Below are 12,571 nucleotides of genomic sequence, written 5' to 3'. Positions count from 1 at the left end.
TTAAGGAGGGCGAGGTATGGATGGAAATAAAAGAAGACAAGCCATTATTGATATTTTAAAAAACAGTTTACAACCTGTATCAGGAACATATTTAGCGAAAACCCTCCAAGTAAGTCGACAAGTCATTGTTCAAGACATTGCTTTACTTCGTGCTGGTGATTATGATATTTATTCAACACATAAAGGATATGTTTTAAATACACAAAAAGTTTGTAAACGTATTTTTAAGGTACATCATGATGATAATGAAGTAGAAAAAGAACTTTCTTTAATTGTTGACTTAGGTGGTTATGTTGAAGATGTCTTTGTTTATCATAAAGTTTATAATATTGTAAAAGCAACATTAAATATTGCCTCAAGAAGAGATATTAAAAATTATATGACAAATCTACAAACAGGACATTCAAGCTTACTAAAAAATGTCACATCAGGATATCATTATCATACAGTTCATGCAGACAATGAAGAAATTCTCGATGAAATTCAAGAAGAACTTCAAAAAGCTGGATTTCTTGCACAGTTACAAGAATATGAACCTGTTGATTTTTGGAAAGATAAATAAAATAAAAAGCGTCAATAGTTGTGTAGTGCACTGAAATAGTTGGACTATAAAATTTAAGATAGGGATTGTTGTCTATAAGCTAATGGACTCAATCCTTTTCTTTTTACATTGATTCTTTTCTCATTGTAATATTTAATATATTCTTCAATTGCTTTCTTTAATTTAATAGAAATAATTTTCCTGTCTGAAACGAGTTCTTGACAAATAAGGGTTCTAATTCTTTCATTTTCTACAAGCAAATGATGAAAATATAAATCATTTGAATATTTTATAAAATTTTCTCTATTTTTGTTCATATAGATTCCTTCCTATATATATTGTCTTTTTTTGAGGAGTTTTCTTCTTTTTAGTAAAAATAAATGATAAAATTTTAGAAATAGAAGCTTTGGAGGTAAAGTATGAATCAAAAGGTTAAAATGAAGCCATCTTATTTAAAAATTGCTTTTTTGGATAGAGATGGAACTATTATTAAGGATTATCCAGATGAAAAATGGAGAGAAATTAAAGAACCTGAATTTTTAGAAGGTTCAATAGAAGGACTCAAGAGATTAAAAGAGATGGGATATGATTTTATCATTATAACAAATCAATATCTTATTAATGATGGAATTATTTCATTGAATGATTATCAACAGTTTACAGGAAAATTTCTAAAAAAATTAAAAGAAGAAAATATAGATATTCTAAAAATCTACTTTTGTCCGCATAATGAAAAAGATCATTGTCACTGTAAAAAGCCAAAACCTGGGATGATAGAACAAGCTAAAAAAGATTTTTTAATTGATATGAATAACTCTATCTATATAGGGGATAGTCAAGTTGATTATTTACTAGCAAAACATTTTAATTTAACTTTTTATGGGATAAATTATAATGGTGATAATGTTAAAAGTTATCGTGGTATTTTAGAAATTTCCAAACAAATAAAAAAGATTCAAAATAAATGAATCTTTTATAAGTTTTCTAAAGCATATTCAATAGCTTCACTAACAGCTCCATCTTTACAACTTGAAACAACTTTATAAGCTTTTTCTTGAATAACTTTTTCAGCGTTGTTTGGCGCAAAAGAATAAGGGAAACGTTCAAAGAGAGTAATATCATTCATACCATCTCCTAAAACAATAACTTCTTCTTTTTTGATGTTTAATAGGTCAATTACTTTTTCTAAAATAAGTCCTTTTTGCGCATTTTCATTTGTAATTTCAACATTATCAGGATATGAAGATAAATACGCAATCTTTTTCATATCTCTAAAATAAGGAAGGACCTTTTGTATTTCAGATTCATCATGTGAAAAAGCTTCTACTTTGATGATGTCTAAATCTTTTTTTATGAATTCATCAATCGAATCAAACTGTTGAATTTGACAGGCAGGAGAATCACTCATTGGACCTCCTGGTAAAAAATCTTCCATTTTATTTCCAAAACGGACACTACCGCGATAAGCAAAACGATCTCTTACGTAATCGGGTTTTAAAGTACTATAAAAACCATTTGTGGTAAAAATCATATACGGTGTATTATTTTCAATAAAGACAGGAAGAATTTCTTTAAGCATTTCTTTATCTAAATAACAATCCATGATGGCTTTTCCTTCTTTATTACAATATTGAGCACCATTTCCTAAAATGGCCGAACATTTTATACCTAAAGGGTCTAAAACACTTGTCACGCCATAATAATCTCTTCCTGAAGCCACAACAAATTCAATTCCTTTTTCTTGTGCTTTTTTTATACTTTCAATACATTTAGGATTGATGTAACCATGAGATAATAAGGTTCCATCAACATCACTGACAATCATTTTAATCATATTCATTTCCTCCATGGTTCTATTATAAAAAAAATAGATGATAAGAAATGGTTTTTTCTTAAAAAGAAAAAGAGTCTAAACTTTTTCTAAAATTTGTTTATAATTTGGAAAATTAGTCTTTGATACTTTTTCTAAAATATCTTGTCCATATTTTTTTACTAAAAGACAACCAGCGTCATTTGCAAGAATATTAAAGCCTCTTGGTAAAGTGATTTCTAAGGAATCACACATGTTTTGATAATATTGAAGATAAGCATATTGTGATAAGATTTTTGCGCACATCATGGCTGGTGATATATCCTCTTTTTTAAATTCAAGGTGACGTACTACAATGGTTTTGTGTTTTAAATAACGATAGTATTTTTTAGGTGCTAAAAAAGCATCGATTGTTTTTATTGAAATAGGATGACTGATTCTTTGAATGACATTGATCATTGCTTGATTATAGAGATTTGCTTTCATACAAGAAAGTTTTTGTCCTTCACTAACATATTGATTATAATGACTATTATCTAATAAAAGTAAACTATAAGTAAGCTTTTCTTTTAATACTTTTCCAAGCTGTATTATTTCTTCATTGCTTGTAACTTCTAAATTTAGCTTATTTAACCAAAATTCATCTTTTTGATCAACATAACAAGCCACAACGCATAATGGTCCAAAAAAATCGAGTGATCCTGTTTCATAACATCCAACGTGATTTTCCATATTATCCCTCCCATAATTTATTATAACATATCTTTTTTTAATTATTCACTAATCGAGTTTTGCTAGATAATGATTATAGAGTTTTTGACGTTCAAGTACTTGAATATGACCGTATTGAATATCAATGAGTCCTTCTTCTTTAAACTGATTAAGTACTTTAGTAACGGTCACTCGAGATATAGCTAAAGAATCAGCAATTTCTTGATGCGTATAAGGAATACGGCCAAAAAGTAAATTTTTTTCTTTATTATTATCTTTTGATAAATCATAAAGAAAAGCGGCTACTTTTTCATAACGATTATAGGTTTGTGCCCATTTGAGTAATTGCGTTAAATGATTACAATTATCATTTAACATTTTTAATAAAGAAATCGTTAAATCTAGTGAAGATGATAAATAAGGATAAAGATCTTGTAAATGACAAGTAATAATTTCAACATCATTAATTGCGGAAACTGTAGTAGGACGATAAGCATTTTCATAAAGGGAAGACTCCCCAAAAATACGTCCTTTATCAAGAACATCGTAATTGATTTCATCACCATTTTTTTTAATATGATAAACTCGTACTCTGCCTTTTAAAACAAGACATAACTCATCGGCACAATCATCTTGCATATAAATAATCTCATTTTTTTGATAATGTTTAATAGTTCCTACTTGTTTAAAGTAGTCAAATAGTTCTTCATTAATTTTCATTTTTTCACCTTCTTTGTTAAATTGTAACATAGGTTACATTCTGATAAAAGAAAAACTGTTATTATTTCTTGCGAGGTGAGAGATATGAAAAAAGTGATTCAAATTATTATTGGAAATGTTTTAATGGCGTTTGCGGTTAGTGCATTAATTTTAGATCATTCTATTGTGGTAGGAGGGGTTTCTGGTATTAGTACAGTTTTTCATTTTTATACAGGAATTTCTGTTTCTTTATGTGTCGCAATTATTAATATTGCTTTATTTTTAATAGGTCTTTGTTTTTTAGGAAAGACATTTGCAATGAAAACATTGATTTCAACATTTTTATTTCCTGTTTTATTAGAGTTTTTTAATCAACAAACTTATTTACATGGTTTATTAGATGATCAACTTCTTGTTTGTATTTTAGGTGGTTTTTTATTAGGACTTGGAATTGGTCTTGTTTTAAAAGCTGGAGGATCAACAGGGGGATTTGATATTTTAGCGCTTATTGTTGAAAAACATTTTAAAGTTCCCGTAACTTTACTTGTTAATGGTATTGATGCGACAATTCTTATTTTACAAATTTCTTTCCATAGTGTTCCTGAAATTGTTTATGGGATTATGACAATTTTGATTACAGCTTATATGATGAATTATTTATTATCATCAGGTAAAGGTTGTGTTCAAGTTCTTGTCATGACAAAAGAAATTGAAAAGATGAAAACAATGATTTTAAATGATATGGATGCGGGAGTGACTTTATTAGATGGTAAAACAGGGTTTTTAAAAGAAAATACAGAAGTTGTTTTAACAATTTTACCATATCGTAAACTTCCTGATTTAAAAGATAAGATTAAAGAGATTGATGATAAAGCATTTATTATTGTTTCTCATGTAGAAGAAGTTAGTGGAAATGGTTTTACATATACAAAAGAAATGCGAGAAGCTTAATCTTAGATGTTCATTTAGGTGGACATCTTTTTTATTTTGATAGATAATAAGGAAAACGGGGGAATGAGTTATGAAAATTGAAATTGCATCTTTAGAAGATGCACAAGAATTAGTAGAGATTTATCGCTATTATGTTGAAAAAACAGCGATTACTTTTGAATATGAGGTACCATCTGTTGAAGAATTTAAACAAAGAATGGTTCATGTTATGGAAAAATATCCCTATTTGATTGCTAAAGAGAATGATCAAATTGTCGGTTATGCTTATGCAAGTTGTTTTAAAAATAGGGTCGCTTATGATTGGTGTGTTGAGACATCAATTTATGTTAATTATGATTTAAAAAGATGTGGGATTGGTAAAAAACTTTATTTAGCCTTAGAAAAAGCATTAAAAGCACAACATATTACAAATTTAAATGCGTGTATTTCTTCACCTATTGAAAATGATGAATATTTGGATACTAATAGTATTGATTATCATCATCATTTGGGATATCAAATGATAGGTAAGTTTCATCAATGTGGCTATAAATTTAATCGTTGGTATGATATGGTATGGATGGAAAAATTTATAGGGGAACATTTAGAAAATCAATTGCCAATTATTGAATTTAATAAAATCAAAGATCAAATAGATTTAAATGAGGAATAACAAATGGAATTAAAACAAGGCAGACCACAAGAAAAAAGGATAGCTAAAGAAGAAAGAGTTTATGATTTGTTAGAAAAACTACATATTGATTATCAACGCATAGACCATGAAAAAGCAGATACGATGGGAATATGTTTAGAAATAGAAAAATCTTTACAAGCAACAATATGCAAAAATTTATTTTTAGTAAATTCCAATAAAAGCCAGTATTATTTATTAATGTTAAAAGGACATAAAAAATTCAAAACAAAAAATATATCGAAACAAATCAACAGTTCCCGCCTTTCTTTTGGAAGTGATGAAAAAATGCATGAATATTTAGATATTACACCTGGTTCTGTTAGTGTTTTAGGACTAATGAACGACGTTAAAAACAATGTTCAATTATTAATGGATCAAGATTTATTAGAAGATGAATACCTAGGTTGTCATCCATGCATTAATACAAGTAGTCTAAAAATTAAAATGCAAGATGTTTTTGATAAAATTTTACCAGCCATTAATCATCAAGCAATCTTTGTGGAGGTTCAAGATGGATAAAGAAGGAATCATGATTTATTTGTGCATGAAAGGACAAAATGAATGGCTAGAAGAAGTTAAAGCCTATTTTCAAAAGAGTTCTTATGTCTTAAAAGTAATTGAAATTGATGATTGGCAAAATGAACTTTCTTTAACAAATCAAAGAGGGAAAATTCTTTTAGAAAAAATTAAGCAAATACAATTAAAAAACAAATATTTAAAATGTTATATTAGCGGTTATTCTTTAGCAGGTTTATTTAGTCTTTATTCACTTCATGAACTTGATTTAGATGGGGCTATCAGTGTATCTGGGTCTTTATGGCAAGAAGGGTGGTTAGAGTATTTAAAGAATCATCCTATAAAAAACAAAAGAATCTATTTAAGTTTAGGAAGTAAGGAACATAAAACAAGAAATGCATTGATGAAAAATGTGTTGAAAAACACCTTAGAAGCTTATAAAATCTATCAAAAAGAAAATGATTGTTTCTTTCAAAAAAATAATGGAAATCATTTTTTTGAAAGTGAACTAAGAATGAAGAAAGGATGGGATTGGTTTTTTTATGAAAAATAAGAAATTAACAGAAAAAAGACTTTTGCTTATTAAAAAAATACTATTTATATTAACGATTTTATTATTGATTTATCATGTAGGCTGGACAATTTTTATTATTGCTTTCCGCCATCATATTGGTGATGTTTACATAAAATATGTGACAACTATGATTTTTCGTATTCTTCAATTTAGTGCGATGTTACTTGTATTATCAGCACCTAGAATTTTACAAAAATGGTTTAAGATGCAAGTACCTTTAACACTTTATATAGTTATTGCATTTTTTGCCTTTAATGCTTTAGTTTTAGGAGATGGACTTGATTTTTATGGAAGATATCCATGGTGGGATTCTTTTTTACATTTCCATTCGGGTATAATTTTATCTTTTGTAGCCTTATGGTTTATTCATGTGATGATGGCTGAAAAAAGCAAATATATTTATATGAATAAATATTTTACATGTTTATTTTTAGTTGTGTTTTCGCTAGGAATAGGGGCTTTTTGGGAATTATTAGAATATAGTTGTGATGGGCTCTTTCATACCAATGCTCAACAATATATGGCTTCTACAAAAGGAACACTTGTTTCTAAAAAAGATATTCCTTTAAAAGGACATGAAGCTTTAAAGGATACAATGAAAGATTTAGCTCTTGATTTAGGAGGCTCTTTAATTGTAGCAACTTATGGTTTTATTAAACATGATGAAATATTAGAAAAAAGAAACGAGAGATAAATTATCTCTCGATGATATTTTGAGCTAGAGATTCTAAATGATTTTTAGAATCTTTTATTTTTTGAATTTCATCTGGCGAAGCTGTTTCATAATTGAATTTTCTAGTTATTTTCATTAAAGAAGCAAGTTCACCTTTAATTTGTTTTCTTAAAGCTTTATCCATTTCTTTTTTATGCGTTGCAAGACCATTTTGAACATTGATTATCAATGTTTCAACTTCATTTTTTAAAAGCATATTTTCTTTAGTAACTTGGTCTTGGCTTTCATACATTTTCGCTTGTTTAATAGCTTCTTCAATATCTGTATCAGACATTTTAGAAGAACCTTCAATTATCATACTTTGACTATTTCCAGAAGCTAAGTCTTTAGCAGAAACGTGAACAATACCATTACTATCAATATCAAAAGTAACTTCAATTTGTGGAACTCCACGCATCGCACGTTTGATTTTTTTAAGCTTAAATTTACCTAAAGATTGATTATCTTTTGCGAGTGGTCTTTCTCCTTGTAAAACATTGATTTCAACTTGTGTTTGAAAGTTTGCTGATGTCGTAAAGACTTGACTGTGACTGGTTGGAATCGTTGTGTTTCTTGGAATTAATGGTGTAGCAACACCACCAACAGTTTCAATAGAAAGTGTCAAAGGTGTAACATCTAATAATAAAACATCATTATCTTCACCATATAAAACCATTTCACCGCTTAGTTTTCCTGCTTGGATTGCAGCTCCTAAAGCTACACATTCATCAGGATTTAAGGATTTACTTGGGTCCATTTGAGTAATTTCTTTTACTTTTTCTTGAACTGCTAAAATACGTGATGAACCTCCCACTAAAATGACTTTATTTAAGTCTTGTGGTGTTAATCTTGCATCATTTAAGGCTGTTTGCATTGGTAAAACAAGACGATCAATTAAAGATTTTGTCAGTTCATTCATTTTTTGTCTTGTTAAAGTGATTTCTAAATTTTTTGGACCATTTACATCTTGATAAATAAAAGGTAAATTAATGATGGTACTTGATTGACTTGAAAGTTCTATTTTAGCTTGTTCACTAGCTTCTAAAATACGAGATAAAGCAATTTGATCTTTTCTTAAATCAATTCCTTCTTGTCTTGAAAAAGTATCAAGGACGTAGTCACTAATGGCTGTATTAAAATCATCTCCACCTAAATGATTATCCCCAGCTGTTGATAAAACTTCAATAACACCACTACCAATTTCAATAATCGAAACATCAAAAGTTCCACCACCTAAGTCAAAAACCATTACCTTTTGACCATAAGCATTTTCTAAACCATAGGCAAGAGCAGCAGCTGTTGGTTCATTAATAATTCTTAATACTTCTAAACCAGCAATTCTTCCAGCATCTTTAGTTGCTTGCCTTTGTGCATCGTTAAAATAAGCAGGAACTGTGATAACGGCTTGTGTTACTTCTTCTTGTAAGTAAGCTTCTGCATCCGTTTTTAATTTTTGTAGAATCATAGAAGAAATGAGTTGAGGAGATAGTTGTTTACCATCGATTTCCACATGATAGTTATCTCCCATTTCTCTTTTAATAGAAGAAATTGTACGTTTTGGATTCATCGATTGTTGACGTTTTGCAAGTTCTCCTACAAGTTTCTTTCCATCTTTATCAAAAGCAACAATACTTGGTGTTGTTTTTTGATTTTCTTTATTTTCAATAATTTTAGCTTTTCCGTTTTCATAAAAAGCCATACAACTATTTGTTGTACCTAAATCAATTCCAATAACCTTTGCCATAATTTTCTCCTTCTAACAACATAAAATAGGATAATGATATCCGCTACCACAACAACAAGACATCATACAATTTAATAACATAATTGAATAGCAACAATTCATCATACTTGCAGGATTTCCATATTGTTGGCTTGTTTGACGATATTGATTCGTATTTCCTTGTAATTGGTTCACTAAAAGAATATATTGCATATTCATAGGTTCCATTTGTAAGGCTGTTTGAGCATATTCTTGAGCACGTATATTATTTCCTAAACCATTTTCAGCAATGGCAGATAAATAAAACCACATACTTGATTTATTACGTATTTGATTTAAAACATTAAGTGCTTCTTGATAACGTCCGCCTTGAATAAATCCTTGAGCTTCTTGATAAGCGTCTTGATCATTACCTGTATATTGATAACCACCAGTTGTTTGACCACCATAACTTTGTTGTCTAAAACCTTTTTTTCTTTCATCCATAATAGTTTTATATGCATTTTGGACTTCTTTAAATTTTTCAGTGTATTCTGCTTGATGAGGGTTTCCAATATTAGCGTCAGGATGATATTTTTTAGAAAGCGTACGATACGCTTTTTTTACTTCATCATCACTAGCACTAGGGGATATACCTAATATTTGATAGGGATTCATGATTGTTCCTCCATTCTTTTCTTTTTGATTAGTTCAAATTTTGTCCAAATACCACTATAAATAATATTTCTTAAAAGTTCAATATTTTTAATTAAAGGAAGTTTTTCAAAATAATAACTACTTCTAGAAATCATCATTTCTAATATTTTAAAACAATAATCCTGAAAATTATCTTCTTTAAATTGATCTTTAAAAGGATTGTATGTTTGTTTTTTTAAATCTTCTTCAACATCTTCAAAAGCATCTATTAAATAAATAAACTTACCTAAATAAAATCCCATTTGATATAAATCATCCTTGAAAATATCCTCTTGATAAACACATATTTCAGCCATAATATGGCCAAAATGACCAGCTATTTTATCTAAGTCCATACAATTCGTTTGTTCTAAATAATGGATTTGATCTAAGTGTTCTTTAATAGTTTCTACTTTTTGAGGATATTTATTTTTAACAATTTTAAATTTCTTTTTTATAAATTGAATAAGGGATTTACTTTTTAAAGAATTTTCATCTAGAATATCATCTTCTAATTTATAATAAGTTAATATAATGGTCATATCACTTACATAATCCATACATTCATTTGTACAAACTCTTTTTTTATGAAAAGGATGTATAGGACAATGGATAAAATAATGATTTTCATGAGGTTCATAAAGACTTGAAAGTAAAATACCTACAAAGTTTAAATCATAATTAAGAGTAAATTGACTTAATCTTCCATGATTCTTTTTTAAAGATTGACATAAACCACAATAATATTCTTGATATTGATCAAAATCTTTTATTTTTAATTCGGGTTTATTAATAACAACATAACCAAACATTTTTAAGTTCTCTTTTCAAATTTTTGATGGCAGCTTGGACAAGTCACAATAATTTTTCCTTTTCCTTTAGGAAGTCTTACCATTTGTTTACAAGACGGGCAACGATAATATTTATGACTTCTATCTGACAATCTTTTCTTTTGTAAATTAAACCATTGTTGAATAGGTTTAATGCTTTTTAGATACTTTTCATTTTCTTGATAACGTTTGTATGTTTGTCTAGAAAACATACGATAGATTACTAATAACCAAATTAAATAACCTAACCACATTATAATTCTATTGTTGAAAAATATATTGACGATAAATAAAGCAATCACTAGAAATAATGCGTGATTGTTTAATGTATCTATACCATATCTTCCTTGCATAAAGCGGATTAACTTTTCTTTCATAAAAACATCTCCTTCACTTTGATGAGGAGATTATATTATTGAATTGTGTATTAAACATGAACTCTAAAAAACATTATATTTTGATTTTCTATGACAGAATATGATGATAAAAAATAAATATTTTAAATGAAAATAGATTAGAAATTTTAAAAAGACATTAACTGACATATTTTATAACTTTTTCTTTCTATGGTAGTAGTGGAAAGGAGAAAGAAATGAAAAAATTAATATGTCTTTTAACAACATTTCTAAGCTTGTTTTTTATGATGAAACCTGTTGAAGCAACTGGTTTAAAATGGGAAATTTCTAAATCAAAAACAGCTACTCAACTAGATTCAAATTATCAAAGTCAAGTGGCGCTTTCACTACCTTCGAAAAGCGAAAACTTAGTTTCTGATGTTGTTTTTGTTTTAGATAAGTCAACTAGTGCACAAATTGAAAATCAAGCATTAGAAATGTTAGAACAACTTAAAGCACAGATTGAAAAAACAGATGCAAAGGTAAAAGTAGGAATTGTTATTTTTAATAAAACAGCACATGTATCTTCATGGTTTAATCTTACAAGTCAAATGTCTCAAATCAAAGAAGCAATTCAACAAGAAATTACTTCTGGAACAAATAGTCATGCAGGATTATTAGCTGGTAAGGAATTGTTGGATAATGACAAGGAAGTAGAAGCTCAAAGGAAATATATGGTTTTTGTAAGTGATGGTATTACTTATATGTATAATCAAGAACCAACAGTTACCGCTTGGTCTTTTGAAAATGATGGAAGTGTTTTAAATTGGGCAGGTCCTGATAATTTTAAATCTAAATATAGTGATTCCATTCCTGAATGGAACACATATTTTAAAAATGTAAAGAATCAATTAGAAAGTCAAGGTAATAAATATGATTATATTTATGGACAAACACCAACAGTTTCAACACCTGTATTAGAATCGAATCAGTATTTAAATTCAGTTGATAAAGCACTTTATTATACGAATGATACGTATCAAAATATGAAAGAAGAAGGGTATCATTGTTATGTGATGAAGGCTAATGGTCAAAGTCATTATCCTTGGGCAACTTCTTTTATGGAATACTTATCAAATAATGAAGAAGTTTCTTTTGATGCTATTCAAAATGATATTTATTATTTATTAGATAAAGGAAGTTATGTTGAAGATTATATTGGTCAAGGAAAAGATCAATTTGGAAATGAATATAATTTTGATTTTGTTAATGAAGTTAATCAATTTTATATGATGGTTGGTCAAAAGAAATATACACCAGAAATGATAGAAGATGATACATGTTATCATTATGGATTTAATAAGCAAAATGATGGTTATGATTATGAACTTTACTATTATTCTGGAGTAGAGGAACATTTTATTTGGAAAATGAATGTTCCTGTTACACAATTTGATCCAGTTCAACTTATTTATACTGTTATACTAACAAATCCTCAAGAACAAGCAGGAGAATATGGTTACTATGATGAAGATGGTCATTTAAATAAAGATAATTTAAAGACGAATATTCGAGCTACTTTACATCCTGTAGATAGTAATGGAAATGCTTTAGAAATTGAAGATTTTTTAAATCCGACAGTAAGCTATAGTGTTCAAAATACAAAAATTCAAGAGAATCCTAAACAAGAAACAAAGATACAAACAGCTAAAAAAAGTGTAAAAACAGGGGATGAACAAATGATTTATCCTTATATAGTACTTTCTCTACTAACAATTTCAATTGTATCTGTGCTTAAAAGAAGATTAGAAGAATAATCTT

Annotated in this window: 16 protein-coding genes; 8 read left to right on the top strand and 8 right to left on the bottom strand. The window is 28.2% G+C overall.

Features of this window, described 5'->3' with window-relative positions; translation table 11 throughout:
* Positions 1-16: 16 nt before the first annotated feature.
* On the top strand, positions 17-562 hold the full coding sequence (locus tag Fi14EGH31_RS09565; RefSeq protein WP_032090410.1) for a transcription repressor NadR: 546 nt from the start codon (positions 17-19) through the stop codon (positions 560-562).
* Between the two features lie 53 nt (positions 563-615).
* Here Fi14EGH31_RS09565 and Fi14EGH31_RS15715 read toward each other — a convergent pair whose 3' ends face one another.
* Positions 616-858 carry an IS3 family transposase gene (locus Fi14EGH31_RS15715; RefSeq protein WP_022002792.1) on the bottom strand — a complete coding sequence of 81 codons (243 nt, stop codon included), beginning with the start codon at positions 856-858 and terminating at the stop codon, positions 616-618.
* Between the two features lie 102 nt (positions 859-960).
* Between Fi14EGH31_RS15715 and Fi14EGH31_RS09555 the strand changes: the two genes are divergently transcribed.
* The gene (locus tag Fi14EGH31_RS09555) at positions 961-1,509 is read left to right on the top strand and encodes a D-glycero-alpha-D-manno-heptose-1,7-bisphosphate 7-phosphatase (protein ID WP_199596390.1); all 549 of its coding nucleotides are present in this window, start codon (positions 961-963) and stop codon (positions 1,507-1,509) included.
* A 5-nt stretch (positions 1,510-1,514) separates the two neighbouring features.
* Here Fi14EGH31_RS09555 and Fi14EGH31_RS09550 read toward each other — a convergent pair whose 3' ends face one another.
* From Fi14EGH31_RS09550 to Fi14EGH31_RS09540, 3 genes are all read right to left on the bottom strand, one after another.
* A complete protein-coding gene (locus Fi14EGH31_RS09550) occupies positions 1,515-2,375 on the bottom strand; it encodes a Cof-type HAD-IIB family hydrolase (protein WP_200764737.1) in 861 nt (286 codons plus the stop codon).
* Positions 2,376-2,450: 75 nt separating this feature from the next.
* Positions 2,451-3,083, bottom strand: coding sequence for a ribonuclease HIII (locus Fi14EGH31_RS09545; RefSeq protein WP_117787279.1), 633 nt, complete (start codon positions 3,081-3,083; stop codon positions 2,451-2,453).
* Positions 3,084-3,131: 48 nt separating this feature from the next.
* A complete protein-coding gene (locus tag Fi14EGH31_RS09540) occupies positions 3,132-3,782 on the bottom strand; it encodes a Crp/Fnr family transcriptional regulator (RefSeq protein WP_107029065.1) in 651 nt (216 codons plus the stop codon).
* 84 nt (positions 3,783-3,866) lie between these two features.
* Here Fi14EGH31_RS09540 and Fi14EGH31_RS09535 point away from each other — a divergent pair, with 84 nt between their 5' ends.
* The 5 genes from Fi14EGH31_RS09535 to Fi14EGH31_RS09515 all read left to right on the top strand — a co-directional run bounded on the left by Fi14EGH31_RS09535 (position 3,867) and on the right by Fi14EGH31_RS09515 (position 7,169).
* Positions 3,867-4,712, top strand: a complete 846-nt coding sequence (locus tag Fi14EGH31_RS09535) for a YitT family protein (protein WP_022002787.1) — start codon at positions 3,867-3,869, stop codon at positions 4,710-4,712.
* Between the two features lie 70 nt (positions 4,713-4,782).
* Positions 4,783-5,364 (top strand): GNAT family N-acetyltransferase, encoded by a 582-nt coding sequence (locus Fi14EGH31_RS09530; RefSeq protein WP_117480311.1) that lies wholly within the window; start codon positions 4,783-4,785, stop codon positions 5,362-5,364.
* Positions 5,365-5,367: 3 nt separating this feature from the next.
* Complete coding sequence (locus Fi14EGH31_RS09525; protein ID WP_200764736.1) at positions 5,368-5,904, top strand: prolyl-tRNA synthetase associated domain-containing protein; 537 nt, start codon at positions 5,368-5,370, stop codon at positions 5,902-5,904.
* Complete coding sequence (locus Fi14EGH31_RS09520; protein WP_200764735.1) at positions 5,897-6,454, top strand: hypothetical protein; 558 nt, start codon at positions 5,897-5,899, stop codon at positions 6,452-6,454. Before Fi14EGH31_RS09525 ends, Fi14EGH31_RS09520 begins: the two co-directional genes overlap by 8 nt.
* Entirely contained in the window at positions 6,444-7,169 is a 726-nt protein-coding gene (locus tag Fi14EGH31_RS09515) for a hypothetical protein (RefSeq protein WP_107029000.1), read from the top strand. The genes Fi14EGH31_RS09520 and Fi14EGH31_RS09515 overlap by 11 nt, the downstream gene beginning before the upstream one ends.
* A 1-nt stretch (position 7,170) precedes the next feature.
* Here the strand turns inward: Fi14EGH31_RS09515 and dnaK are convergent, their stop codons facing one another.
* The 4 genes from dnaK to Fi14EGH31_RS09495 are packed head-to-tail and all read right to left on the bottom strand — an operon-like array spanning position 7,171 to position 10,792.
* Positions 7,171-8,931, bottom strand: a complete 1,761-nt coding sequence (gene dnaK / locus Fi14EGH31_RS09510; protein ID WP_118346623.1) for a molecular chaperone DnaK — start codon at positions 8,929-8,931, stop codon at positions 7,171-7,173.
* A 12-nt stretch (positions 8,932-8,943) separates the two neighbouring features.
* Positions 8,944-9,567: a J domain-containing protein gene (locus Fi14EGH31_RS09505; RefSeq protein WP_022002781.1), complete on the bottom strand. Its 624-nt coding sequence runs from the start codon at positions 9,565-9,567 to the stop codon at positions 8,944-8,946.
* Entirely contained in the window at positions 9,564-10,397 is an 834-nt protein-coding gene (locus Fi14EGH31_RS09500; RefSeq protein ID WP_022002780.1) for a DUF5685 family protein, read from the bottom strand. The genes Fi14EGH31_RS09505 and Fi14EGH31_RS09500 overlap by 4 nt, the downstream gene beginning before the upstream one ends.
* Positions 10,398-10,399: 2 nt before the next feature.
* A complete protein-coding gene (locus tag Fi14EGH31_RS09495; RefSeq protein ID WP_022002779.1) occupies positions 10,400-10,792 on the bottom strand; it encodes a hypothetical protein in 393 nt (130 codons plus the stop codon).
* A gap of 215 nt (positions 10,793-11,007) precedes the next feature.
* On the opposite strand from Fi14EGH31_RS09495, the gene Fi14EGH31_RS09490 reads away from it, so the two are divergent.
* A complete protein-coding gene (locus tag Fi14EGH31_RS09490) occupies positions 11,008-12,567 on the top strand; it encodes a vWA domain-containing protein (RefSeq protein WP_117813128.1) in 1,560 nt (519 codons plus the stop codon).
* The last annotated feature ends 4 nt before the right edge of the window (positions 12,568-12,571 follow it).

It is taken from the genome of Faecalibacillus intestinalis, assembly GCF_015097455.1.
In the GTDB taxonomy this organism is placed as follows: domain Bacteria; phylum Bacillota_I; class Bacilli_A; order Erysipelotrichales; family Coprobacillaceae; genus Faecalibacillus; species Faecalibacillus intestinalis.
Note: the sequence above shows the minus strand (reverse complement) of the source record. Positions and strands in the feature narration are given on the sequence as shown.

Excerpts from the sequence above, each read along its gene's own strand:
- Fi14EGH31_RS09565 (WP_032090410.1), top strand. The coding sequence starts at position 17 with ATGGATGGAAATAAAAGAAGACAAGCCATTATTGATATTTTAAAAAAC.
- Fi14EGH31_RS15715 (WP_022002792.1), bottom strand. The coding sequence starts at position 858 with ATGAACAAAAATAGAGAAAATTTTATAAAATATTCAAATGATTTATAT.
- Fi14EGH31_RS09555 (WP_199596390.1), top strand. The coding sequence starts at position 961 with ATGAATCAAAAGGTTAAAATGAAGCCATCTTATTTAAAAATTGCTTTT.
- Fi14EGH31_RS09550 (WP_200764737.1), bottom strand. The coding sequence starts at position 2,375 with ATGATTAAAATGATTGTCAGTGATGTTGATGGAACCTTATTATCTCAT.
- Fi14EGH31_RS09545 (WP_117787279.1), bottom strand. The coding sequence starts at position 3,083 with ATGGAAAATCACGTTGGATGTTATGAAACAGGATCACTCGATTTTTTT.
- Fi14EGH31_RS09540 (WP_107029065.1), bottom strand. The coding sequence starts at position 3,782 with ATGAAAATTAATGAAGAACTATTTGACTACTTTAAACAAGTAGGAACT.
- Fi14EGH31_RS09535 (WP_022002787.1), top strand. The coding sequence starts at position 3,867 with ATGAAAAAAGTGATTCAAATTATTATTGGAAATGTTTTAATGGCGTTT.
- Fi14EGH31_RS09530 (WP_117480311.1), top strand. The coding sequence starts at position 4,783 with ATGAAAATTGAAATTGCATCTTTAGAAGATGCACAAGAATTAGTAGAG.
- Fi14EGH31_RS09525 (WP_200764736.1), top strand. The coding sequence starts at position 5,368 with ATGGAATTAAAACAAGGCAGACCACAAGAAAAAAGGATAGCTAAAGAA.
- Fi14EGH31_RS09520 (WP_200764735.1), top strand. The coding sequence starts at position 5,897 with ATGGATAAAGAAGGAATCATGATTTATTTGTGCATGAAAGGACAAAAT.
- Fi14EGH31_RS09515 (WP_107029000.1), top strand. The coding sequence starts at position 6,444 with ATGAAAAATAAGAAATTAACAGAAAAAAGACTTTTGCTTATTAAAAAA.
- dnaK (WP_118346623.1), bottom strand. The coding sequence starts at position 8,931 with ATGGCAAAGGTTATTGGAATTGATTTAGGTACAACAAATAGTTGTATG.
- Fi14EGH31_RS09505 (WP_022002781.1), bottom strand. The coding sequence starts at position 9,567 with ATGAATCCCTATCAAATATTAGGTATATCCCCTAGTGCTAGTGATGAT.
- Fi14EGH31_RS09500 (WP_022002780.1), bottom strand. The coding sequence starts at position 10,397 with ATGTTTGGTTATGTTGTTATTAATAAACCCGAATTAAAAATAAAAGAT.
- Fi14EGH31_RS09495 (WP_022002779.1), bottom strand. The coding sequence starts at position 10,792 with ATGAAAGAAAAGTTAATCCGCTTTATGCAAGGAAGATATGGTATAGAT.
- Fi14EGH31_RS09490 (WP_117813128.1), top strand. The coding sequence starts at position 11,008 with ATGAAAAAATTAATATGTCTTTTAACAACATTTCTAAGCTTGTTTTTT.